This is a genomic window from Arthrobacter sp. 3Tela_A (assembly GCF_049311025.1).
GTDB lineage: Bacteria > Actinomycetota > Actinomycetes > Actinomycetales > Micrococcaceae > Arthrobacter_B.
Genome location: NZ_JAXIOM010000001.1, coordinates 114,371 through 135,867, shown reverse-complemented (window position 1 = coordinate 135,867; position 21,497 = coordinate 114,371). Strand labels below are relative to the sequence as shown.

At 64.3% G+C, this 21,497-nt stretch carries 23 protein-coding genes; 4 read left to right on the top strand and 19 right to left on the bottom strand.

Annotated features, from left to right (window positions below):
• Window positions 1-87: 87 nt before the first annotated feature.
• Window positions 88-924, top strand: a complete 837-nt coding sequence (locus TVC13_RS00680) for an SMP-30/gluconolactonase/LRE family protein (protein WP_422399318.1) — start codon at window positions 88-90, stop codon at window positions 922-924.
• Here the strand turns inward: TVC13_RS00680 and rpe are convergent.
• The 7 genes from rpe to TVC13_RS00645 all read right to left on the bottom strand — a co-directional run bounded on the left by rpe (window position 921) and on the right by TVC13_RS00645 (window position 7,619).
• Window positions 921-1,610 carry a ribulose-phosphate 3-epimerase gene (gene rpe / locus TVC13_RS00675; RefSeq protein ID WP_422399317.1) on the bottom strand — a complete coding sequence of 230 codons (690 nt, stop codon included), beginning with the start codon at window positions 1,608-1,610 and terminating at the stop codon, window positions 921-923. The genes TVC13_RS00680 and rpe overlap by 4 nt on opposite strands.
• A 14-nt stretch (window positions 1,611-1,624) precedes the next feature.
• Window positions 1,625-3,109 (bottom strand): RsmB/NOP family class I SAM-dependent RNA methyltransferase, encoded by a 1,485-nt coding sequence (locus tag TVC13_RS00670; RefSeq protein ID WP_422399316.1) that lies wholly within the window; start codon window positions 3,107-3,109, stop codon window positions 1,625-1,627.
• The gene (fmt, locus tag TVC13_RS00665; RefSeq protein ID WP_422399315.1) at window positions 3,106-4,035 is read right to left on the bottom strand and encodes a methionyl-tRNA formyltransferase; all 930 of its coding nucleotides are present in this window, start codon (window positions 4,033-4,035) and stop codon (window positions 3,106-3,108) included. Before fmt ends, TVC13_RS00670 begins: the two co-directional genes overlap by 4 nt.
• 9 nt (window positions 4,036-4,044) lie before the next feature.
• On the bottom strand, window positions 4,045-4,617 hold the full coding sequence (gene def / locus TVC13_RS00660) for a peptide deformylase (RefSeq protein WP_422399314.1): 573 nt from the start codon (window positions 4,615-4,617) through the stop codon (window positions 4,045-4,047).
• A 62-nt stretch (window positions 4,618-4,679) separates the two neighbouring features.
• Complete coding sequence (locus tag TVC13_RS00655; protein WP_422399313.1) at window positions 4,680-5,570, bottom strand: cytochrome; 891 nt, start codon at window positions 5,568-5,570, stop codon at window positions 4,680-4,682.
• 82 nt (window positions 5,571-5,652) lie between these two features.
• Window positions 5,653-7,158, bottom strand: a complete 1,506-nt coding sequence (locus TVC13_RS00650; protein ID WP_422399312.1) for a carboxyl transferase domain-containing protein — start codon at window positions 7,156-7,158, stop codon at window positions 5,653-5,655.
• 2 nt (window positions 7,159-7,160) lie between these two features.
• On the bottom strand, window positions 7,161-7,619 hold the full coding sequence (locus tag TVC13_RS00645; protein ID WP_422399311.1) for a nuclear transport factor 2 family protein: 459 nt from the start codon (window positions 7,617-7,619) through the stop codon (window positions 7,161-7,163).
• Between the two features lie 258 nt (window positions 7,620-7,877).
• Between TVC13_RS00645 and TVC13_RS00640 the strand changes: the two genes are divergently transcribed.
• On the top strand, window positions 7,878-9,146 hold the full coding sequence (locus TVC13_RS00640) for a TetR/AcrR family transcriptional regulator (protein WP_422399310.1): 1,269 nt from the start codon (window positions 7,878-7,880) through the stop codon (window positions 9,144-9,146).
• An 18-nt stretch (window positions 9,147-9,164) separates the two neighbouring features.
• Here TVC13_RS00640 and TVC13_RS00635 read toward each other — a convergent pair whose 3' ends face one another.
• The 8 genes from TVC13_RS00635 to TVC13_RS00600 form a co-directional block, all read right to left on the bottom strand.
• Window positions 9,165-9,881: a 2-oxo acid dehydrogenase subunit E2 gene (locus tag TVC13_RS00635; protein ID WP_422399391.1), complete on the bottom strand. Its 717-nt coding sequence runs from the start codon at window positions 9,879-9,881 to the stop codon at window positions 9,165-9,167.
• A gap of 72 nt (window positions 9,882-9,953) precedes the next feature.
• Window positions 9,954-10,184: a biotin/lipoyl-containing protein gene (locus TVC13_RS00630; RefSeq protein WP_422399309.1), complete on the bottom strand. Its 231-nt coding sequence runs from the start codon at window positions 10,182-10,184 to the stop codon at window positions 9,954-9,956.
• 62 nt (window positions 10,185-10,246) lie between these two features.
• Window positions 10,247-10,960, bottom strand: a complete 714-nt coding sequence (locus TVC13_RS00625; protein ID WP_422399308.1) for a maleylpyruvate isomerase N-terminal domain-containing protein — start codon at window positions 10,958-10,960, stop codon at window positions 10,247-10,249.
• Window positions 10,961-10,991: 31 nt separating this feature from the next.
• The gene (locus tag TVC13_RS00620) at window positions 10,992-12,017 is read right to left on the bottom strand and encodes an alpha-ketoacid dehydrogenase subunit beta (protein ID WP_422399307.1); all 1,026 of its coding nucleotides are present in this window, start codon (window positions 12,015-12,017) and stop codon (window positions 10,992-10,994) included.
• Between the two features lie 10 nt (window positions 12,018-12,027).
• Window positions 12,028-13,014, bottom strand: a complete 987-nt coding sequence (locus TVC13_RS00615; protein ID WP_422399306.1) for a thiamine pyrophosphate-dependent dehydrogenase E1 component subunit alpha — start codon at window positions 13,012-13,014, stop codon at window positions 12,028-12,030.
• Window positions 13,015-13,217: 203 nt separating this feature from the next.
• Window positions 13,218-14,681 carry an NAD-dependent succinate-semialdehyde dehydrogenase gene (locus TVC13_RS00610; protein ID WP_422399305.1) on the bottom strand — a complete coding sequence of 488 codons (1,464 nt, stop codon included), beginning with the start codon at window positions 14,679-14,681 and terminating at the stop codon, window positions 13,218-13,220.
• Window positions 14,681-16,813: an acetate--CoA ligase family protein gene (locus tag TVC13_RS00605; protein WP_422399304.1), complete on the bottom strand. Its 2,133-nt coding sequence runs from the start codon at window positions 16,811-16,813 to the stop codon at window positions 14,681-14,683. Before TVC13_RS00605 ends, TVC13_RS00610 begins: the two co-directional genes overlap by 1 nt.
• Window positions 16,810-17,745 (bottom strand): VOC family protein, encoded by a 936-nt coding sequence (locus TVC13_RS00600; RefSeq protein WP_422399303.1) that lies wholly within the window; start codon window positions 17,743-17,745, stop codon window positions 16,810-16,812. Before TVC13_RS00600 ends, TVC13_RS00605 begins: the two co-directional genes overlap by 4 nt.
• A gap of 140 nt (window positions 17,746-17,885) precedes the next feature.
• Between TVC13_RS00600 and TVC13_RS00595 the strand changes: the two genes are divergently transcribed.
• Window positions 17,886-18,389, top strand: coding sequence for an FAS1-like dehydratase domain-containing protein (locus tag TVC13_RS00595; RefSeq protein WP_422399302.1), 504 nt, complete (start codon window positions 17,886-17,888; stop codon window positions 18,387-18,389).
• A 16-nt stretch (window positions 18,390-18,405) separates the two neighbouring features.
• Window positions 18,406-18,828, top strand: coding sequence for a hypothetical protein (locus TVC13_RS00590; protein WP_422399301.1), 423 nt, complete (start codon window positions 18,406-18,408; stop codon window positions 18,826-18,828).
• A 66-nt stretch (window positions 18,829-18,894) separates the two neighbouring features.
• Here TVC13_RS00590 and TVC13_RS00585 read toward each other — a convergent pair whose 3' ends face one another.
• The 4 genes from TVC13_RS00585 to TVC13_RS00570 form a co-directional block, all read right to left on the bottom strand.
• Window positions 18,895-19,095: a hypothetical protein gene (locus tag TVC13_RS00585; RefSeq protein WP_422399300.1), complete on the bottom strand. Its 201-nt coding sequence runs from the start codon at window positions 19,093-19,095 to the stop codon at window positions 18,895-18,897.
• Between the two features lie 96 nt (window positions 19,096-19,191).
• Window positions 19,192-19,593, bottom strand: coding sequence for a 2Fe-2S iron-sulfur cluster-binding protein (locus TVC13_RS00580; RefSeq protein ID WP_422399299.1), 402 nt, complete (start codon window positions 19,591-19,593; stop codon window positions 19,192-19,194).
• Between the two features lie 7 nt (window positions 19,594-19,600).
• Window positions 19,601-20,977 (bottom strand): aromatic ring-hydroxylating oxygenase subunit alpha, encoded by a 1,377-nt coding sequence (locus tag TVC13_RS00575; protein WP_422399298.1) that lies wholly within the window; start codon window positions 20,975-20,977, stop codon window positions 19,601-19,603.
• 210 nt (window positions 20,978-21,187) lie between these two features.
• Window positions 21,188-21,466 carry a hypothetical protein gene (locus TVC13_RS00570; RefSeq protein ID WP_422399297.1) on the bottom strand — a complete coding sequence of 93 codons (279 nt, stop codon included), beginning with the start codon at window positions 21,464-21,466 and terminating at the stop codon, window positions 21,188-21,190.
• Between the last annotated feature and the right edge of the window lie 31 nt (window positions 21,467-21,497).

Here is a 21,497-nt window from a genome sequence, read left to right as displayed (position 1 = left end):
CCTATCGGTCCGGGCCTGTGCCCTGTTCCCGCACAGGGCGGCCGACGCATACTGAAGGCGATACGACCGCTCTCTGGAGGTGCCTCAATGGTGCAGGCAACAACACTGGTTACCGGTCTGGGGATGGGGGAATCCGCGCGCTGGCACTCCGGTGAGTTCTACTTCGCGGACTGGACCGCCGGGACAATTTCCGCCCTGGATGCCGCCGGCAATGTCCGCCGGGTGGCGGGAGTCCCGTCATTTCCAATCACGTTCGACTGGCTGCCGGACGGACGCATGACCGTGGTCTCCGGTTCAGACGGCACAGTGCTGGTGGAGGTTCCACGGGCCGGGCTGGTTCCGATGGCCAGCCTGCGCAGCCTGTCTCCGCACCCGTGGAATGAGATTGCCGTGCACCCCTCCGGCAACATCTACGTCAACGGAATCGGCCAGGACTATGCCGGAGCACCGCAGGAGAACGGGCTAATCGCCCTGATCCGGCCGGACGGATCCATCCAGCCGGTGGCAGGCAACCTCGCGTTTCCCAATGGAATGCTGGTCTCTGCCGACGGACGGTCCCTGGTGGTGGCCGAGTCCAACGCCGGGCGGCTGACGTCCTTTGAGATCCTGCCGGACGGCACCCTTGCCCCGTCCCGGACGTGGGCCACCATCGAGGGCAGCGCTCCGGACGGAATCAGCTGGGACGGCAGCGGCGGCATCTGGTTCGCTGAGGTTCCCGGTGAGCGTTGCGTCCAGGTCCAGGAAGGCGGCGAAGTACTGCAGACAGTGCAGCTGGATGACGGCTGTTTCTCCTGCGCCGCCGGCGGGGACGACGGCGGCCTGCTGTTCATGATGACGGCGCAGTGGCCGCAGGCGATGGATCCCGGCTGGGAAAAGACCGGCCGGGTCATGGTGCAGCGGGTTCGGCCGCCGGTGGTTCCCTAGCCGGACTGGGTTACCGCGGCGGACTGGGTTACCGCGGCGGCCTGCGCGCGGAGCTTCGCGATCGCTTCGTTGGGGTCCGGTGTCCCGTAGACCGCTGATCCGGCTACAAAGACGTTGGCACCGGCCTCGGCGGCACGTTCGATCGTGTCCGGGGCAATCCCGCCGTCCACCTGGATGGCGATCGGCAGGCCGGATCCGCGGACAGCCTCAGCAGCCCGGCGGATCTTGGGCAGGGTCACGTCCAGGAACTTCTGCCCGCCGAAGCCGGGTTCAACCGTCATGATCAGCAGCATGTCCAGCTCGGGGAACATGTCCAGGTACGGTTCCACCGGCGTGGCCGGCTTCAGTGCCATTCCCGCCTTGGCTCCGCGGTCGCGCAGTTCCCTTGCAAGCCGGATCGGGGCGGCGGCCGCTTCAACATGGAAGGTCACGGAGGCCAGGCCGGCTTCGGCGTAGGCCGGAGCCCAGCGGTCGGCGTCGGCGATCATCAGGTGCGCGTCCAGCGGCAGCCTGCTGACTTCCTGGATCCGCTTCACCACGGGCAGCCCGATAGTCAGGTTCGGGACGAAGTGGTTATCCATAACGTCCACGTGCACGGCGTCGGCGCCGCTGATGCGTTCCAGCTCAGCTTCCAGGTTCACGAAGTCGGCGGACAGGATGCTCGGGTTGATGCAGCAGTTGCTCACGGTGCTCTCCTAGGTCAGATCTTCCGGCGGATCAGGGCCAGGAACATCGCATCGGTCTGGTGAATGTGCGGCCACAGCTGTGCTGTTGACTCATGGCCGGCTTCGAGGGAACCGGTCAGGCTGACCGCGTCCAGGGCGGCACCGGCGTCGAGCAGTTCCAAATCGTTGCGCTTGCGCAGCACGTCCGCAACTACGGCCTTGGTTTCGGCCGGGTGCGGCGAGCAGGTCACGTAGGCCACTACGCCCCCGGGCTTCACGGCATCCACGGCTGTGGTCAGCAGTTCGCGCTGCAGCGAACCCAGGTCCCCGACGTCGCCGGGCTGGCGGCGCCAGCGCGATTCCGGGCGGCGGCGCAGGGCGCCGAGGCCGGTACAGGGTGCGTCCACCAGAATGCGGTCGAATGTCTCCGGGTAATCTTCGGCCACGGTGCGGCCGTCTCCGGTGCGGACGTTCCAGGTCTCCCCCGGAACGGCTTCCAGTGCCTGGCGGACCAGCTGCGCCCGGTGCGGGGCCGGCTCATTTGCCAGGATGACCGCACCCTTTTCGTGCGCGAGGGCTGCCAGCAGGGCTGCCTTTCCACCGGGGCCGGCGCACATGTCCAGCCACTTCTCCACGCCGTCCTCGTCTGGTTCAACGCCGTCGAGGTCAAGCTCGGCCAGGGCACGGGCCACCAGCTGGGATCCGGCGTCCTGCACACGGGTGGTGCCGGCGCGCACGGATTCAAGGCGGCCCACATCCCCTGCGGCGAACAGTGCGGAGTCCCGGACCAGTTCGCCGTCGACTGCGCCGGCTTCACGCGCCTCGTCGAGGCTGCCGAGTCCGGGCAGTGCGACCAGGTTCACCACCGGTGCATCGTTGTCAGCCTGGAGCAGGTCGGTGATCTCGTCAACGCTGCGTCCGTGAGCCACGAGTGACTGGCGCAGGGCCCGCACAATCCACTCGGGGTGGCTGTATTCGATGGCCGACCGCTTCACGGCGTCCGGTTCGCCCTCCGTCAGCAGCGCGGTCCACTCGTCCAGGTTCCGCGCCGCAACCTTGCGCAGCACCGCGTTGATGAGCGCGGACGGGCCGGCGCCGATCACGGCACGGGCCAGGCCCACGGTCTGGTCAAGGGCTGCGTGGGCGGGCACGCGCATGGCCAGGAGCTGGTGCGCACCGATCCGCAGTGCATCCAGTACTGCCGGATCGAGTCTCTCAAGCGGGCGGTCCACGCAGCGGGCCAGGATGGCGTCGTAGATGCCCTGTCCGCGCAGTGCACCGTAGGCGAGCTCGGTGGCGAACCCGGCGTCGCGCTTGTCCAGCCGGTGTTTGCGGATGCTCTTGGGCAGCACGAGGTTGGCGTAGGCGTCCTCGCCGGAGACGGCGCGGAGCACTTCGAAGGCAACCAGGCGCGCCGGGTCAGCGGCGCGGGTGCGCTGCGACGGGGCAGCCGTTGTCCGGCTGCGGACGGACGGGCGGCTGCGCTGGTGCCCCTTGGCGTTGCGGTCGCTGCTGCTCACTTAAAAACCACGTCCTCACGCTGGCCCAGTCCGCGGGCCCAGTCGGCCCCGGACATCATTTTCTTTCCTGCGGGCTGGACCCGCTGCAGTTCCAGTGCACTGCTGCCCGTGCCCACCAGGGCAACGGCAGCGCTGCCGGATCCCAGCCGCACCTGGCCGGGTGCCAGATCGGTAACATCCGGACGCGGAACCGCCGCACCGATCTTGAACCGGGCTCCGTCCCACGTGGTCCAGGCACCCGGTTCCGGGGTGACCCCGTTGATCCGGCGGCGCAGGGCCAGTGCCGGCTGCTGCCAGTCCAGGTGACCGTCTTCGATGGTCAGCTTGGGCGCCAGGCTAACTTCCCCGCTCTGCGGAACCGGAACGGCACGGCCGGCCTGGATCGCCGCAAGGGTCTGGGCCAGCAGCACAGCCCCGCTGTGCGAGAGACGTTCCAGCAGTTCCCCGCTGGTCAGGGCAGGATCCACGCTCTCGGTGAGCTGTCCGAAGACCGGTCCGGTATCCAGGCCCTTTTCCAGCAGGAAGGTGCTGGCACCGGTGATCTCGTCCCCGGCAATAACGGAGTGCTGCACCGGTGCGGCGCCGCGCCAGGCCGGCAGCAGGGAGAAATGAAGGTTGATCCAGCCGTGGGCCGGAATGGAAAGCGCCCGTTCGGGGATCAGTGCACCGTAGGCCACGATCGCGGCAGCATCGGGGGCCAGGGCAGAGATGGCGGTGACGGCGTCGTCGTCAATCCTGTCCGCCTTGATAATCGGAAGACCCAGTTCCTCCGCCCGCGCCGCAACCGGCGACGGAGTCAGGATCCGTTTGCGGCCCAGCGGTGCGTCGGGCCGGGTCAGGACGCCGACGACGTCGAATCCTGCCTCCAGCAGGGCGTTCAGGGAGGGGACGGCGACGGCCGGGGTTCCGGCGAAGAGTACGCGCATGTGCTGTCGCTACGCTCCCGTGCTCTGTCCGAAGGTGCCGAAGCTGGAGCCCACGCTCTGGGCGCGCTGGGTGACAGTGCGCTCGGCAATTGCGTCGTAGTCGGCCATACGGATGGCACGGAGTGCGGCCTTGCGCTCCTCGCCCTTGAGCCGGTCGATGAACAGCACACCGTCCAGGTGATCGGTCTCGTGCTGGAACGCGCGGGCCAGCATGCCTTCGCCTTCCACCGTGACGGGGTTTCCGTCCTTGTCCTGGCCGGTGACGCGGGTCCAGCGGCGGCGCGGCACCGGGTAGCCCAGGCCGGGGATGGACAGGCAGCCTTCCACCTGGTCCTCCTGGAAGTCCTCGCTGAGCTCCAGCACAGGGTTCACCACGTGGCCGGACACGCCGTCGATCCGGTATGTGAACACACGGAGGCTGACACCTACCTGCGGGGCGGCCAGGCCGGCGCCTTCGACGTCGTCCATGGTCTCTTCCATGTCCGCTACCAGCTTGGCGAGTTCCGGACCGAAGTCCGTGACTTCCTCGGCACGGGTCCTCAGGACGGGGTCGCCGATGATCCGAATCGTCAGGATTGCCATCTGGAATGTGTTCCTTACTCTCGCGAAGTGCTAAGTCTGGGGCAGAAAGCCCGGTTACCAGTCTAGTTGGAAGCGGGCTGACCGGCAGCGACAGCGTGCGAACCGGCTGCCTGCACCGGCGGCGGGGCAATCGGAAGCAGCGCACGCCCGGCGGCAGCGGCGTCGTAGCTCCTCTGCCAGAGCCTGCGGAGCGCGCAGAACTTGTACCAGTGCTGCGGCAGGACTTCCGGGTTGGCGCGCATGGGACGCACTTCCGTCTGTCCCACGGCAACTCCCAGCAGGACCGGGCTCTGTCCGTAGGCCCACGGCTGCCACGTGCCCGCGGCGGCGTCAACAAGTGACTCCTCGGCCTTCATGCCGGCCACCAGCTGCATGACCACCTTGTCATCAAGCGGCTTGACCTGACCGTCGCGGTCCGTGTTCTTGGTCTTGTAGTCGATCAGGCAGAGCCGCCCGCCGATTTTGGCGACCAGGTCCAGGGTTCCGGCGTAGCCCAGCTCGTGGTTCCAGATGGTGATCTCTGCCGCGACCGGTTCCACCTGGTAAAGCTGCCACCACTCGTCGAAGCGGTCCGCGAACTGGTGTTCCCCGTGCTCGGCCAGCGCTGAGCGTGCCTCCGCGACCTGATGCGGCTGATCCAGTGCACGCAGGGCGACCTGCTCACAGTAGTAGTGCACGCGGGTTCCGCGTTCTGCCGCGGCGTCGCGGTAGCGCTCGGAGGCTCGGGAGGCTTCCTGGACAATGGTGCGCAGCTGTGAGGAGTTGCCGATCGCCGCCGGCAGGCCCGGGTGCTTAACGACGGCGCTGGCCGCCATATAGCTGTGCCAGCCGTCCAGTGAAGTGCTGCCCTGGGCAATGACCGTGGTGATGGACGGAACCGCCGGGGCTTCGGTGAGGGAGCGCGAGTACATGCGTCCGAACTCTGTTGCATGGGCCAGTGCTGGTGCAGTCATATAAACAGTCTGCCATCCGGCACTGACACCGGGGACGCACGGCGGCTGGCGCCCGGGTGTGTGCCGATGTGGACCTGCACTTTCACGACAGGGGGGCCGCGCCCGAGGACAATCTCCCGTACCGGCGCATCCGGTCGGGGGCGTGGGAACCGCTCCTTGCGGACAGTTCAGCAAACTGACCGCGTACCGCCTCGCCCAGCCGCCGGCAGAAGGCTTCCGCTTCCCGGGCGGCGTCAGGCAGTTCGGGCACCACAACGTCGACGATCCCTGCCGCAAGCAGGTCCGGTGCTGCGATGCGCTGCTGGTGTGCCATCTCGGCGGCCCGGGCCGGGGTGCGGTGCATGATCACGGAGGCGCCTTCCAGTGGCAGCGGTGAGAGCCACGCATGCTCGGCTGCTATGACCCGGTTGGCCGGCAGGAGCGCGAGGGCGCCTCCACCGCATCCCTGTCCCAGCAGCACGGCTACCGACGGAGCATCGAGGGTGAGAAGGTCCGCCACGCAGCGTGCTATCTCCCCCGCCAGGCCTCCCTCCTCCGCCTGCCGGGACAACGCGGCGCCCGGCGTGTCGATGACCGTCAGCAGGGGAAGTCCCAGCTCCTGGGCCAGACGCATGCCGCGCCGGGCGACCCGGAATGCCTCCGGACCCAGCGGGCGCCGCAGCTGTCCCAGCCGGTCCTGCCCCAGCACCACGCAGCCGGTACCGCCAACATTGGCCAGTGCAAGCAGGAGCCCGGACGCTGCTTCTCCCTGTCCGGTACCGTTCAGCGGCACCACATCGTCTGCCGCGTACTGCAGGAATCTGGCCGCCCCCGGCCGTCTACGGTCGCGGGATTTCAACACCGAGTCCCACGGGTCGGCCGGGGGCGGGATGAACCTTGCCTGCGGGACACGCTTAGTCGCGGGAGCGGGTGAGAGCACCCGCAGCGCCCGGTCCAGCAGCTCGGGGAGGTCCTTTGCCGGCACGACGCCGTCCACGATCCCGCGTTCAAAAAGGTGTTCGGCCGTCTGGACCCCGGCGGGAAAGGGTTCCCCGTGGAGCGCTTCGTAGACCTTGGGCCCTAGGAAACCGAGCAAGGCACCTGGCTCGGCTATAGTCAGGTGCCCCAGGGAACCCCAGGAGGCCATTACCCCTCCAGTGGTGGGGTTTCGCAGGTACACCAGATAGGGCAGGCCCGCCGCCTTGTGGCGGGTTACCGCCGCAGTAATCGCAACCATCTCCACGAAGGCAGGCGTTCCCTCCTGCATCCGCGTACCCCCGGAAGAAGGTGCCGCAAGCATGGGCAGCCCTTCCCGGGTGGCCCGCTCGAGTGCAGCCACCAGCCGCCCCGCGGCCGCTTGTCCAATCGATCCGCCCAGGAACCCGAACTCAGAAACGGCCACCGCGACACGCCGGCCGCGCACGGTCCCCTCACCGGTGAGCAGGGACTCATCCGTCCCGGAACGGACTGCCGCCTCGGCAAGTTGGCCAGCATAGGCCGCGGTCACATCACCCTGCGGCACCGCCTCATCCCATGATCGAAAGGATCCGTCGTCGAGCACCACCGCAATCAGATCGGCAGCCCTCAGCTTTTCCGCGGCGAGGATCATCGTTATGCAGCCCCTGAGCTGGTTGCCGTGACTGCCGGCTGCGTATTGCCGGTGATCTCACGGTGCAGCATGGTTTCCACCATGTGGGCACTCTTCCAGCCGTGCTCAGTCTGCACGAAGCGGTGATCGTAGTACCCGTAGTGGTGCGCGGTGCCCTCGACCCCGGGAAGGACGCAGGGGTTGTGGAAAAAAGCCCGCACCTGGCATTCGTCGCCTTCGAACCGGAAGCTGGTGTTGGTGATGTAGTGCTGCGTCCAGGAAATATCCCGGAACACGGGCTCGAAAGTCGCAACGATCTCCGCCGGAGTGCCGCGCAGCGGCAGGGAGGCGGTGTAGTCAATGTCTGCGTCCGCGGTGAAGACGGATTTGTAGAGTTCCCAGTCCCCGGAATCCACGCCATTGGCGTAGTTCGCCAGCTGCTGCTGGATTTCCAGCCGTGCAGAAGCTTCAGTCAGTTCCATCGGTGCACTCCTTTGTGTTTTGGCGCTGATTGGGGCAAACTTACTCAGCGGCGGCCCGGAGCACAATACCTTTGGACCAAATCTTTGTTCCGTGATTGTATATGTGGAGGACTACTCCAAAAACCTCCGGGCAGTTCACCGGCTACCCGTGAACTGCCTGGTCGTGCGATAAAATCTGCCCCAGGCATAAACAACCCAGCCGATGCCCACCCGGGTCCCGCTGTATCAAGGCGGGCATCCAACCTAGTGAGGACCCAGATGCCGAGCGAAGCCGCCACCAGCGACACCCACCAGCAGGTTAGCGCCCGTGCTGAGGAGATCCGGGCTGCCGCCGGGACGCTCTTCGCTTCTAAGGGCTACGCAGCAACCACGATGAATGACATTGGCAAGGCTGCAGGAATCCTGCCCGGCAGTGTCTACCACCATTTCGCAGCCAAAGAAGCGATCGCCATTGAGCTCTCCGAGGCCTTCCACGCTGCGCTGCTGGAAGTTGCGCTCCAGTCCCGGCGTCCCGAGCGTATGGCCCTGCCTCCCGAGGAACGCCTGCACCAGCTCGTGACCGACGTGGCCACCGTTGGCAGAGCGCATGCTCCGGCGTTGGGCCTGCGGGTGTTCGAAGCACCGACCGTTGGCTCCGAGCGGTTCCATGCAGCTGTCAACCGCCGTCCGGCCGCGCTCTACAAGGTGTGGCGCGCGGTAATCGATGAGGTCGGCGCACTGGCACCCGACGGTGCCATGGACCGCGAAATGCTCGCTTATGCGCTGCAGGGCCTCTCAGTCACACCCGGTTCCACCGCCGTCGACAACCGGGGCGTGGAGCAGACCTCCCGGACTCTGTGCGACCTGCTGCTTCACGGAGTAGTCCTGGACTGCCCGGACAATGCCACACTGGACGCTTCGGCCCCGCTGGCAGCCGTCAAGGGTGTCATAGCCCGGCAGGTCCAACCGGATTTCGGAGATGAAACCCGTACGGAGATCATCACCGCCGCACGCCACGAGTTTGCGCGGCGAGGTTACGATGCCACGACAATTCGGGATATAGCCGACGCTGCGGGCGTCAGGATGGGAACGCTGTACAGGCGGATCGATTCCAAGGCCTCGATCTTCGCCGAAATCGTGGACAACTACGATGATCGCCTCGATACCCTGCTGCGGACGGCGCTCACCACCCAGGCGCAGTCGGAAGCCGAAACCCTGGACGCCCTCGCCTTCGGCATTGCGCACGCAGCCCGGCAATACAAGGATGAGGCACGCATGATGTCCCTGATCTGGAACCGGCAGCAGGAGTCCCAGGACTCGGTGAGACTTTACCTCGCGCGTACGCAGGAACGCCTGCAGCTGCTTTCCAATACCCTTGGAGCGGGGCAGGAAGAGGACCGTATCCGGAAGCTGGCTTCCCCTGACGTCCTCGCCGGCTATGTGCGCAGCATTATGTGGAACGCACCGCGCTACGAACGCAGCAGCCGCCGCCGCATCCACTCATTCATTCGCGAGCACCTGCTCCGGGGTGCACTCACCACCAGGTGAACACACCCCGGGCAGGTCTCAGGCTCCGTAGCCAGCGAGGTCTGCCGCGAAATCCGCGGCTTCCAGGCGCTTTCGTATCACGCCCAGGAACCGCCCCGCGTCAGCTCCGTCGATCAAGCGGTGGTCATAGGTCAGCGGCAGGGAGCAGACCGAACGGATCTCAATCCGCTCCACCCCTGAGCTGTCCAGCACTGCCCGCGGCCGGCGGACGACGGCGCCGGTCCCCAGAATGGCAACCTCCGGATAATTGATGATCGGAGTGTCAGTGAGGGATCCTGCACCGCCTATGTTCGAGACCGTGATGGTGCTGCCCGTGAGATCGTCCGGGCCCGCCCGGCCGCCGCGGACCTTGGCCGCAGCTTCGGCAATACCGCGGGCAATCTCCGGAACGCTCATCCCTTGGACGTCCCGGAGGACCGGGACAACCAGCCCACGCGGGGTATCCACAGCGATCCCCACCTGTACGCCATCGTGGTACGTGACGTGGGTTCCAGACTCATCTATGGACGCGTTGAACTGCGGAAACTCCAGACACGCCTCCACCAGGGAGCGCACGAAGAAGGGAAGGTAAGAGAGCGAAATGCCCTCAGCTTCCCGGAACTGCCCCTTCACGCGGTTCCGCACCTCCGAGATCCCCGATACATCAACCTCCTGGACAGCTGTGAGCTGCGCACCGATGCGCAGTGATTCACTCATGCGGGCGGCGATAATCCGGCGCATCCGCGTGAGCTTCACGGTACTGCCGGGAAGCGGCGCCTCCGGCCCCCGAATCCGGTTGCCCGAAGCGCTTGCCTGTGCCGTCACCGGTTACTCGATCTCCGCTACGACCGTGCCCACCGGATACGTAGCCCCCTCCGCGGCTTTGATCCGCAGGATTCCGTCGATGGGCGACTCGACGTCAGTGGATGACTTGTCGCTTTCCAGCAGGTACAGCGGGTCGCCGGCCTTGACCTCGGCACCTTCCTCTGCAAACCATTCGGCTATCTCGCCCTCTTGCATGGTGACCCCCAGCTGCGGGATCTTTACCTCGGTTGCCATGTGCCTTCCTTCATTACTGGTAGATATTCGGGTGCCGCTAATCTCGTCCTGCGGGTGGCAGGTCAATCGGCGAGTGGTGCTTCGGGCAGCGGGTAACGGCTGGTAACGGCCAGGAGAAGTGCCTGATCCCCCGTTGCCGGATAGCCCATCAGCTGCTCCTCTGACCGGCGGACGCCCAGCAGCCGGAAGAGCTCCCAGTCACTGGGCAGCTCCACCTCGCACTTGACTTCCGGCCCGCCGAACAGCGCTTGGGATGTAGGAGTTTTCAGCAGCAGTCCCTCCTCGCCTACCAGCCCCAGGTACCGCACCCACGCAACCATGGCCGAAAGCGCCGCTTCGAGCCCGGCCGTGTGGTCCACATATTCGGCCCCCAGCGCCGCCCGCACATCGTGTTCGTGTGTCACCACATCCACCACGAGGGGCCCGGAGGGCTGGCCGGCAAACATTTGGGCCAGCGGCTCAAGCAGGTTTTCCCACTCAGCCGTGATCTCCTCGATCGTGTGGTCGGCCCGCGCGGCAACCTCCCGGTCGATGGTGGCCTGAACGTCATCCCCCCAGCCGAGCCGGTTGACCGAGATATGTGCAACGCTGGTCAGGTGAGCGACCACGTTCCGCACGCTCCAGGCCGGACTGGCCGGGACAATAACGTCTGCCCGGTCTTCCCCCGCCTTGCGCGCTACCGAGATGAGCCGGGCAGCTCCATCCAAATACGCCTGGAGCATTTCCTCGTTGCTCGGCGCCTTATCGAGCACCGGGTCCGGGAGTTGAACACTCATGTCGTGCCTTCCAATCGTTGGGGTCGGTGGGTCAGAACAGGGAACGAACGGCTTGTTCAATACGGCCGGCATGCGGCAGGTACTCCGCTTCCAGGTTCCGGGCATACGGCACCGGAGTTTCGGCGGCACCGACCCTGCGGACCGGTCCGGCAAGTTCGCCGAAGAGCTCTTCTGCAATGGTCGAGGCCAGCTCGGCGCCGTAGCCGCCGCGGCGCACGGCCTCATGCACAATGACAGCGCGCTTGGTGCCGGCCACAGCATTGAGCAGGCCTTCGCGGTCCAGCGGGACCAGGGTGCGAAGGTCAATGACTTCTGCGCTGATCCCGTCCGCCTCCAGCGTCTGGGCAACACCAAGGCAGTCATGCACCTGGCGCCCCCAGCTGACCAGGGTGACGTCGGTGCCTTCGCGGGCCCTCCGCAGCTTGCCCAGCGGAACCCGGTAGTCACCGGCGGGCACATGGCCCTTCTGGGTGTAGTAGAGCATGAACATCTCCACGAAGACGACCGGATCGTCGTCGAAGATCGAGGAGAGCAGCAGCCCCTTGGCATCCGCCGGAGTCGAAGGGATGACCACCTTGAGTCCCGGCGTATGCGTAAGCTGTCCTTCCAGCATGTCCGAATGCTGCGCGCCGAAACCGCCGCCGGCGCCGGTAGTCGTCCGAACCACCAGGGGGACCTTGGTCTGGCCGCCGGACATGTAGCGCAGTTTCGCGGCATGGTTGATCAGCTGGTCGGAGGCCACTGCCAGGAAGTTCATCAGCATGATCTCGGCTACGGGACGCATTCCCGTGATCGCGGCGCCAACGGCAGCACCCATGATGGCCTGCTCCGAGATCGGCGTCGGGCGGACCCGGTCCAGGCCAAACTTCGTGGACAGGCCCTTGTGGATCTTGAAGCCGCCGCCGGCCGGGTCCTGAATATCTTCGCCGAGCTCAAAGACGCTCTCGTCTATCGTCATCGCTACGTCGAGTGCTTCATTGATGGCCTGGACCATTCCGAGGATCCGCTCCTGCGGGGTATCGCCGGTAGTTTCTGGTGCCTGCGCTTGGGTGGTCATGTCTCCTCTTTCAGACGAGGTCGGTGTAGAGCTCGGACAGGTCGGGCTGGGGGCTGGCTTCGGCAAACGCAAAAGCGTCGTCGATCTCCGCACGGTGTTCCGCCTCAATGGCGGCAAGCTGCTCTTCCGTGGCAATGCCCTCAGCGAGCAGACGCTGCCGCAGGGCCGGCACCGGGTCCGCTGCTTCTGCCGCGGAGAACTCTTCCGCCGGCATGTAATCCATCGGGTCCTGCGGCGTGTGGCCGCGGAAACGGTAGGTGTTGGCTTCGATCAGCGTCGGTCCGCCGCCGGTGCGGGCTGCCGCTACCGCCTGGCGAGCGGCCTCATACATCTCCACCGGATCGTTGCCGTCCACATGGAACGCCCGCATGGAATACCCGATGGCGCGGTCGGTGACCTTGGCTGCTGAGGTGCCGAGCACGTATGCGGTGTATTCGGCGTACTGGTTGTTCTGGCAGACGAAGATGACCGGCAGGTTCCAGACCGACGCCAGGTTCATGGCTTCATGAAAGGCCCCGATATTCGTGGCACCGTCCCCGAAGTTCACAACCGTGACCTGGTCGGTGCCGCGCATCTGGGCCGAAAGGGCCACGCCGTTGGCGATCGGCAGCCCGGAACCGACGACGCCGGTGGTAACAATCAGTCCGGACTCCGGATGGGTAACGTGCATGGGTCCGCCCTTGCCCTTGCAGGTCCCTCCCACACGCCCAAAGAACTCGGCAGTAAGTTCGCGAAGCGGCACGCCTTTGGCAATCTGGTCATGGATCCCCCGGTAGATCGTGAGGACGTAGTCCTCCCGGGTGAGCACCTGGGCGATGGCAGAGGGGATGATTTCCTGACCGCGGGGAGAGTAGTACATTCCCGTGGCTTTGCCGGTATTGAGCATCATGATGTAGGTGTCGTCGTACATCTTGATTTTTGATGCTGTCTTGTAGATCTCCAAGAGGACCTTGGGATCAATGTCTGTGGACGGATCCACCTCAAGCGTTACGGTCATGGTCTGCCTGCTCCTGTCGAATTCTGCTCTGGCGCGGGTGCGCCCGTGGGACGTGTAGAGCTCTCCGCCCCGCCGGAGGCCGGCGGGACTCCCAGCCAACCGCAATGCGGAACAATTATTTGGTTTTCTGAACCTATTCGAGAGCCCGGTGTGTGTCAAGCATCACATTTGCCGGAAGCGGTCCGTGACGGCCCGCATACCGGTCAGACAGCAATGCCGATGAGCTTGGTATCGAGATACTCGTCGATGCCCTCGTAGCCGCCTTCTCGTCCCAACCCGCTGGCCTTCACACCGCCGAAGGGTGCGGAGGCGGAGGTCGGGTTGATGTCATTGACGCCCACCATGCCGAAGCGCAGCTTTTCCGTCACCCGAATCGCGGTCGAGAGGTCATTCGTGTAGACGTAGGCGGCCAGACCGTAGTCCGTGTCGTTTGCCTTGGCAATCACTTCATCTTCATCGTCGAACGGCATCACGGCCGCCACGGGCCCGAAGGTCTCCTCGTAGGAGATCAGCATCTCCGGCGTCACATCGGCCAGGACGGTGGGGGCAAAAAACGTCTTCCCGTCCAAGCCGTCCACCTCCATCCTTTTGCCGCCAACCGTCAGCCGGGCCCCTTTCTCCAGCGCGTCAAGGACCTGGGACTCCATTTTGGTGACTGCGCGCTCGTTGATCAGCGGACCTACAGAGACGCCGGGACTCTCACCGGCTCCCACCTTCAGTGCCCGAACCCGCTCGGTCAGCGTGTCCACGAATTTCTCGTAGTGCGAGCGGTGGACGTAGATGCGGTTCGGACTGATGCAGGCCTGCCCGGCGTTAAGGAACTTCACGAGTGCAGCTCCCTTGGCAGCCCGGACTGGGTCCGCATCAGCAAAAACAATGAACGGGGCGTGGCCGCCCAGTTCCATTGAGACCCGCTTCAGGCTTCCGGCGGCTTTGGCGGCAAGCTGCTTTCCAATGGCCGTGGATCCGGTGAAGGTCAGCTTCCGAACCTGAGGCGACTCCACCATGGTGTCCCCCACCGCGGCGGCGCGGCTGGAGGTCACCATGTTCAGCACCCCTGCCGGCACTCCGGCTTCTAGGAGGACTTCCATGGTTGCCACGGCGCAGAGCGGCGTAAGCGCCGCCGGCTTAAGCACAGAGGTGCAGCCGGCGGCCAGGGCAGGAGCCAGCTTGCGGGTGAGCATGGAAATCGGATAGTTCCACGGCGTAATGGCCGCCACCACTCCCACGGGCTGGCGCATGGTGATGAAGCGCTGATCGGCGCGGGCGGAAGGCACCGCCACTCCCCCGATCCGCTTGGCTTCCTCAGCAAACCAAGCCAGGAAGTCTGCCGCGTAGCCAACTTCGTTCATTGCTGCCTTGATCGGCTTGCCCTGCTCGCTGGTCATCAGGGCGGCCAGTTCCTTTTGCCTGATGCGCATGATCCGTTCCGCCTCGGCAAGAACCGCCGAACGCTGGTGCGCCGTTGTACCGGCCCAGGAATCGAAGGCGGCAGCGGCAGCAGCGATGGCCGCAGCGGTGTCCTCCGCGCCGCCGTCCGAAGCCCTGCCGATCACGGCTCCTGTCGCCGGATCGGTCACGGGGAACGTGGAGTGGCTGAGCGACTCGCGCCACTCACCGTCAATCAGGATGGTGCGGGCGGGGTTCTTGGTCACCAGGAGTGTCATCAGGCGTGGGTCCTTTCAGGAAGGGGCGCGGTTTCGGTTGCCAGGGGCGGTTCCTGGACCAGGCACAGCGCATCGACGGCCGCGAATCCGTGGTCCGTAACGACGAGTGGGTTAATATCCAAGGATCCGAGCCAGGCCGTACTGCCGGCGGCGAAGTCACCAACCCGCTTGATCAGCTGTGCAAGCTGGTCAAGATGCCAGGGCGGCTGTCCGCGGAATCCGTGCATCAGGCGGGCATCTTCGAATTCGGCGATGAGCTCCTCCGCTTCGGGCAGGGAAAAGGGCGCCATCCTGCCACCCACACGCTTCAGGACCTCGACCATCACACCGCCGATACCGAAGACCACCATCGGTCCCAGCTCGGTGACCTGGACTCCGATGAAGGCCTCTCCGCGGGCCTTGAGCATCGGCTGGACAGCTACCAGTCCGGGAAGCGCAGCGTTTTCCGCGATTTCCCGCATCCGCGCGACAGCCGCCGACAACTCGTTGGGTCCCACGCCGAGTTCCACAGCTCCGTGTTCGGTCCGGTGACCGACGTCGGCCAGCTTGACCACGTAGGGGCCGCTGAAGGCGGGAGCCGTGATGCAGGCGTCCACTGGCACCAGATGGTAGGGCGCCACTGGAATTCCCTGCGACCTGAGCAGCTCCATACCTGCAGCGAACGGCAGCATTGCCCCTTCAGGAGTGGCAATCGTCCCTGCTCCGGGCCGCGCGACGCTGACGACCTCGATCTCCGCGGCGTCCAGGCGAGCTCGGCGACGGGAAAACTCCCGCATGGTCTGCAGCCCGCGCAACGCGGCACGGGTTCCGTGGCCCACCGCGACGGCGTCGGAACCGGCAGTGATCTGCTGCGCCCAGTTCCCCAGCGCGCCCGAACAGTTCGAAAGCAGGAACGGCTTGCCGAACTTTTCCGCAGCGTCGACGTACTTCTGAAGGAAAGGCCCGGAATACGGGCTCTCGTCCTCATCCGCCATTGGGTGGATGTGCATCAGGGCATCCACCTCTTCGGACGTGGCATAGCGTTCCAGGATCTCATCCCAGTGCGGCATGCCCATCGGCGTAGCATCGAGCGGATTCGGCACGTGGACACCGGGAATCAGATCTTCAACCCAGCCGCGCAGGTGTTCCAGGGCCGGAACCTCGATCTGCTCATCCAGCGCAATGTCCATGGCCATGGACGCATAACCACCCGTCGACGTGATGATCGCAAGGTTGGACTCCGCCGCATGGTACTTCTCGCCCAGCTGGTCGATTACGGCCAGCCGGTCAATGAGCTCTTCAGGATCACGGGCCACACCGATACCGAGCTGGCGGAACGCTACGTCGTATACCCACGCATCACCGGTGAGGGCACCTGTGTGCGAGGCCGCCATTTCCTGGGTCCGCGGGCTCCTGGCCAGTTTCAGGGCGACGATTGGCTTGCCGGCCCTGATCGCCCGGCGCGCTGCGGCAAAGAAGGCCTCCGGCCGCCGGATCTTTTCGATCACAAGGCCGATCGCAGTCGTGTGCGGATCCTGCGCCAGGTAATCCACGTAGTCAGCCAGATCGGTAACCGCTTCATTCCCCGCGGAGATCACTACATTCAAGCCGACCTGCGGCCGGTCCCAGGCTGCCATAACGACGCCGCTGAGCAGTGCGCCGCTCTGGGACACCACTGACAGGCCGCCGGGACGTCGTTTGTGGTCGGCTGCAATCGTCAGGCTGATGCCCTTCGGCACGTTCGAATAGCCGAGGCCGTTGGGTCCGATCACGGGCATACCAGCGGATAATGCGGCGGTGCGGAGCCGCCCCTGAAGTCCGATTCCGGCCTCATCGCCCATTTCTGCGTATCCGCTGGAGACCAGCACAACGCCACCGACATCCAAAGCAGCTGCTTCCTCGACAACTCCTACCGCGATCGCCGCGCTGGTCACGCAGTAGACGGCATCCACCGGACCCTCAATATCCGAAAGTGACCGGAGCGTCGGGTGGCCCAGTACGGTGTCATGTTTCGGGTTGACAAAGTGGATTGTGACGTCCGCCTTCAGCGTGGGCAGGAACGATTTCATCAGCGGTGCGCCGTCGCGGAGCCCCACGACTGCCACATTGCGCGGATTGAGCAGGCGGCCAAGGGCCTCCGACTGGCTGGTCATCGCAGTCCCCCCTGACGGGATTCCTCGCGCGGGCCGCCCGGTACATCCCAGGTGGTCCAGCGGAACAGGGCTCCGTGCGTGGTGGCCGGATCGGTGATCATGGTGTGCTCATCCCGTGCCAGCACAGTGATTCCCTTAGATTCGAAATAGGCCTGGGTCGCGTCGAGGTCCTGCACCCGGAAGGCAGCGGCGTGGTGGATCTCCCCGTTGGCTTCCATATCGGCGGCAGCCAGCGTCCCGCTGGTATTCGGTGTCGAAAGCTGAACGACGGTGTCCCCCACCAGCACATACACGTCATCCGTTCCGGTGAGTTTGGAACTGGATTTGAAGAGCAGTTCCCCGCCGAGGACACCGGTGTAGATGCCGGTGGCGCGGTCAAGGTCCTTGGTTAGGACGGTGGTGTAGGCCAGCCCCGGGGTCTTCACAGGATGATTTTCGATCCACCACCCCGGGTCGAAGTCTGTGCCGTTTCGCCGCGGATCCATAGCACCAACCTGACTGCCCTCGGGGTTGAAGAACTCCAGCTGGGTAACGGTGTCCTTAGGATGCGTCATGATTGCAGAGTTGGGACCCGGGCGTTCGCTGGTCATTCGTCCCCCCTCGACGAAAACCCGGATGCCCGCATCGGTGCAGCGCTGCCAGATTTCACCCGCGTCATCGGTGTACCAGGCGATCGAATGCCAATGGCTTCCGAACCGGTTGTAGAAGCGGCCCAGGGGCATAGCGTCCCAGCCCTCGACGCGGAAGGCTGGCGCCAGCGGTTCAATGACCGTGTCCCCAAGCAGGACCAGGGAGGCATCCCGCTTCTCACCGGGCATGTAGTTGTGGTCCAAAAACCCCCGCCGGACGCCAAAAACGTCGTCGTACCATGCCTCAAGTGCGGGGAGGTCGTCGGTCATATGAATGATGTGGAAGATCTGGCCGATGGCCATAAAGCCATCCCCTTTCTGAATAAATGAATAACCCGAAACAAATATTCGTTCCGCTATTGAAGAAACCTGCCCTGATCGGCGAGAGTTGTCAAGAACCCGCCAAGCCAGGCCACCTACAACCGCAAAGGAACCAGACAGCTATGAGCTCACTCATTACCGCCGAGATGCAGGCGGCCGTCGGGACGCAGATCGGACAGCAGGTGTCCTATCCCGTTTCGGCCTCGGACATACGCCGCTGGGCAACGGCCATCTACTGGCCTTCAGCACCGCCCGCAAAATACCTGAACACCGACGAAGCCGGACTCACCGCACCGGAAGACATGAACCCCTTCGCATGGGCAGCGCTTTCCACCGTCGCTCCCCCACAGGCCTCAGCAGTGCGGGGCCACGACCCCGACCGTACGGAGAAAAGCATCGGGATCAGCGGACCCGGCCTGAAGAAACAGCTCAACGGCGGCGTCAAGATCCGTTACGGCACGCCCATGCGTACCGGCGACACAATCACGTCGGTTCGCATCCTTGCCGGCTACGAGGAGCGGGAAGGCCGGCTGGGCCGGATGTTGTTTACGACCATGGCCGACACCTGGACAAACCAGGAGCAGCAACTGGTCAAGCGCACTGAACTCACCCTGATCCGATACTGACCCGAAGCGAGGAACAATGACCACCACGCCCTTACGCAATCCCGAGCTGCTCCCCGGACTCCAGATTCCGGAGTGGTCCAAGGACACCGGCTTGGACACCTGGAACCGATTCGCGGCCGTAAACGACGAGTTCGTAGCGATCCACATGGACGACGACGCCGGCAGAGCAGCCGGCATGCCGGGAGCCTTCGGCCAGGGGAATCTGCTGATTTCCTATCTCCACGCCGCAGTGCGTGACTGGATGGGCGATGCCGGCCGGATTCTGGAACTGTCAGCACAGTTTCGTAAACCCAACACGAGGGGCCCTATTACTTGCGGAGGGGTAATCACGGACGTAACCGAAACCGGTGCCGGCACCGAAGTACAGCTGCAGCTGTGGCTCAAGGACGCTGAGGGTACGGACCTTGCACCTGCAACCGCTTCGGTCCTCTTCCCCTAGAACGGGAACCGGAAGAAACGGCCGGCAGGATTCCCGGCCGGCCGTTCTTTCGTGCCCCGTCTCGACTCAGTCAGGTATTAGGGCAAGATGCGTCCAGCGCCGCTGTGCCCAATGCGGTTCGCCATTGACGTAGATCCGCTTGACCTGTCCGGGGCCAAAGCCGCTGAAACCTGGCTGCGCCGACACCCACCCCCCGGTTTCGAGGGGTTCAACCTCCAGCTGGAAACCCTTGTCATCCGCATCCGTTGTTACTGTCACAATTGGCATAATCTTCCTACCCGCCTCTCGCTGTGTTTCGTTTCTTTCCTTTGCTTTTGCCTGCCATAAGAAGCTCTCTCCCGGGCAGGCCCCCGGTTGCCCGGGCTACGCACCAGGCAGCCGCTCCCCACGGAATACGAGCTGCTGGACAGTGACGTCACCGGCAAGCTCGATCTGGCAGGCCAGACGGATTCCTTCGGCATCATTGTCATAGGAACGCTGAGCCACTCGCTTCAGCACCCGCTCTTCCTGCAGCCCCGGGACGGCTGGTGAGACGTGCTCTGCACCCGCCAAGATCCTTACGTGGCATCTGGAACAGGTCCCCTGACCGGCACAGACCGTGGGCCAGTCGTAACCTTCCCGATACGCAGCATCAAAAATCGTCTCGTTGTCACGGACTTCGATGACAACCCCGGCAGGTTCGACCCCCACTAGGGGAAACCGGGCGCCTGCCAGGGCAGCGCCGGCTTCCTTCAGCCGTGCATCTGTTCCCTGATGCCCTTCCATGGCCGGGTCAGACGTACTTGGCGAGCTCGCGGTCCAGCGCCTGGTGCCAGTTGATAATCAGGCGTTCAACGTCCACTCCAAGACGGACATATTCCAGCGCCGAAGACCGCAGGCCGGTTTGCATGCGCTCGATGTTGCTGGCGTCCTGCTGGACAAACCACAGTTCATCCCACGTCGGAGCGTCGTCGGCGCCGATCTGAGGCTTCTTGACCGGGGTTCCTGTCGGCGGAATCTCGAGGGCAAAGAAGTCATAGATGCACTTATTGGGGTCTGTCGGATGCGGACGGGACCTGTAGACCAATGCACAACCGAGCATCGCGACGCCGGTGAAGTTGGGAAACATGGACCAGTGGCCGGTGGTATCGGGATGCATGGGCGTCAGCTCAACACCGCGTTTGGCAGCATCAATATAGGCCCGCTTGAAGAACTCACTGAAGAACTCCTGAGCATCCGTCATCTCAAGCAGATCTTCCAGGATTGCGATGTAGTGGGCGTTGGTCTGCGACTGCGAACCCTCCCACATCACCTTCGCGCTCATGTAGAACTTCACAGCCGGAGTCATCTTTTCAGGATCCGCGAACATCTGGTCATCCTGCCCCGGAAGCTGCAGGATTCTCGGCGCACGTGAGTCAGTCCATCCATGCCCCTGCGGGTCCGTCCGGTAGTGCGCGTAGGCAAGGGCGTTGTAGTCCTCGTCGCGGAGAAAACCGGCCATTTCCGGATGGGCCTGCATTACGTGATAAGCCTCAAAGAAGGCTTCCTGGGCAACTTTCCAGTTGGCCTCAAATTCGATCTGGTGCCACCACGTAATGTGTGCCTTTTCGAATCCGTTGCCATCCAGCGGCCCCGCGATTCCGTGAATCGATTCCTCGAAAGGGGCGGCGTCGTTGTCGAGGTTGATCCAAACGAAACCCCAGCGAAGAGCTACCTGAACCTGGGGAAGGTCAACGTCCTCCTGCTTTATGGTCTCCTCACGGAAAGCATCCCTGGCATAGATATAGGTGTTCTTGCCCTCCAGGTTCCAGCGCCACCCATGGAAAGGGCACACCACTTGGTCTGCGCGGAACGTACCCGATCCACAGGCAATCGCAGTGCCGCGGTGGCGGCATGCGTTGTGGAATGCCTTGACACTGCCGTCCTTTTGGCGGATGACCATGATCGACTGGTCGAGGATCTTGTATTCCGTAAAGTCGCCCGGACGAGGGATCTCCGTCTCATGGCAGGCGAGCTGCCATGAGTGCTTCCAGAGATTCTTCTCGACCTCAAAAAACTCCTGGCTGTGGTACCGGGCTGTCGGGATCAGCAACTCGTCAACCACCCGGTACGGAACTTTCGACGTGTCGACCGCGTCATTGACAGCCGACTCGTTTTGAACACTTGTCATCTTTGCCTCTCCCTGCTTCCATCCCGGCCGGCGCCGGTCTTGAACTTACGGGCTGCTGCTCCGGCGGTCCGATGCCATCCGCTGTTGCGCCCGGCCCAATCCGTTCCCGGCGATGCTTCGCCGGATACGACAGACCATACGTGTGATTGGAATCACATGGAATACCTTTGGGCCAAATATTTGTTCCGATTTCTGGCTAAAAAAAGAAGGTCAGTCAGGGATGACCGGCTCATCACCCCACATGCGGGCGGGGGGAACCTCATCCACATCCGCAACTGTGACCGGCCTCGTGTACTGACGTTCCGGTCCGTCGATATCAAAGCTGCGGAACACCAGCCGGTCTCCCACCAGGGTGCCCACATAGGTGCCACCCTCTTCCGTGAAGACGCGGTCGCCGGCAATTCTGCCAACCATCCTCCCCGACGGCACCATCACCAAATTTCCGTCGTTAAGCAGCGGCCTGCCATTCTTCGTCCAAAGCTTCCTCACGGCACTCTCCTGTCGTTGGTGGTCAGTGGAT

Excerpts from the sequence above, each read along its gene's own strand:
- TVC13_RS00600 (WP_422399303.1), bottom strand. The coding sequence starts at position 17,745 with ATGGCCATCGGCCAGATCTTCCACATCATTCATATGACCGACGACCTC.
- TVC13_RS00655 (WP_422399313.1), bottom strand. The coding sequence starts at position 5,570 with ATGACTGCACCAGCACTGGCCCATGCAACAGAGTTCGGACGCATGTAC.
- TVC13_RS00585 (WP_422399300.1), bottom strand. The coding sequence starts at position 19,095 with ATGCCAATTGTGACAGTAACAACGGATGCGGATGACAAGGGTTTCCAG.
- TVC13_RS00580 (WP_422399299.1), bottom strand. The coding sequence starts at position 19,593 with ATGGAAGGGCATCAGGGAACAGATGCACGGCTGAAGGAAGCCGGCGCT.
- TVC13_RS00610 (WP_422399305.1), bottom strand. The coding sequence starts at position 14,681 with ATGACACTCCTGGTGACCAAGAACCCCGCCCGCACCATCCTGATTGAC.
- TVC13_RS00640 (WP_422399310.1), top strand. The coding sequence starts at position 7,878 with ATGCCGAGCGAAGCCGCCACCAGCGACACCCACCAGCAGGTTAGCGCC.
- TVC13_RS00615 (WP_422399306.1), bottom strand. The coding sequence starts at position 13,014 with ATGACCGTAACGCTTGAGGTGGATCCGTCCACAGACATTGATCCCAAG.
- TVC13_RS00605 (WP_422399304.1), bottom strand. The coding sequence starts at position 16,813 with ATGACCAGCCAGTCGGAGGCCCTTGGCCGCCTGCTCAATCCGCGCAAT.
- TVC13_RS00590 (WP_422399301.1), top strand. The coding sequence starts at position 18,406 with ATGACCACCACGCCCTTACGCAATCCCGAGCTGCTCCCCGGACTCCAG.
- TVC13_RS00630 (WP_422399309.1), bottom strand. The coding sequence starts at position 10,184 with ATGGCAACCGAGGTAAAGATCCCGCAGCTGGGGGTCACCATGCAAGAG.
- TVC13_RS00645 (WP_422399311.1), bottom strand. The coding sequence starts at position 7,619 with ATGGAACTGACTGAAGCTTCTGCACGGCTGGAAATCCAGCAGCAGCTG.
- TVC13_RS00650 (WP_422399312.1), bottom strand. The coding sequence starts at position 7,158 with ATGATCCTCGCCGCGGAAAAGCTGAGGGCTGCCGATCTGATTGCGGTG.
- TVC13_RS00680 (WP_422399318.1), top strand. The coding sequence starts at position 88 with ATGGTGCAGGCAACAACACTGGTTACCGGTCTGGGGATGGGGGAATCC.
- def (WP_422399314.1), bottom strand. The coding sequence starts at position 4,617 with ATGGCAATCCTGACGATTCGGATCATCGGCGACCCCGTCCTGAGGACC.
- TVC13_RS00625 (WP_422399308.1), bottom strand. The coding sequence starts at position 10,960 with ATGAGTGTTCAACTCCCGGACCCGGTGCTCGATAAGGCGCCGAGCAAC.
- TVC13_RS00595 (WP_422399302.1), top strand. The coding sequence starts at position 17,886 with ATGAGCTCACTCATTACCGCCGAGATGCAGGCGGCCGTCGGGACGCAG.
- fmt (WP_422399315.1), bottom strand. The coding sequence starts at position 4,035 with ATGCGCGTACTCTTCGCCGGAACCCCGGCCGTCGCCGTCCCCTCCCTG.
- TVC13_RS00575 (WP_422399298.1), bottom strand. The coding sequence starts at position 20,977 with ATGACAAGTGTTCAAAACGAGTCGGCTGTCAATGACGCGGTCGACACG.
- TVC13_RS00620 (WP_422399307.1), bottom strand. The coding sequence starts at position 12,017 with ATGACCACCCAAGCGCAGGCACCAGAAACTACCGGCGATACCCCGCAG.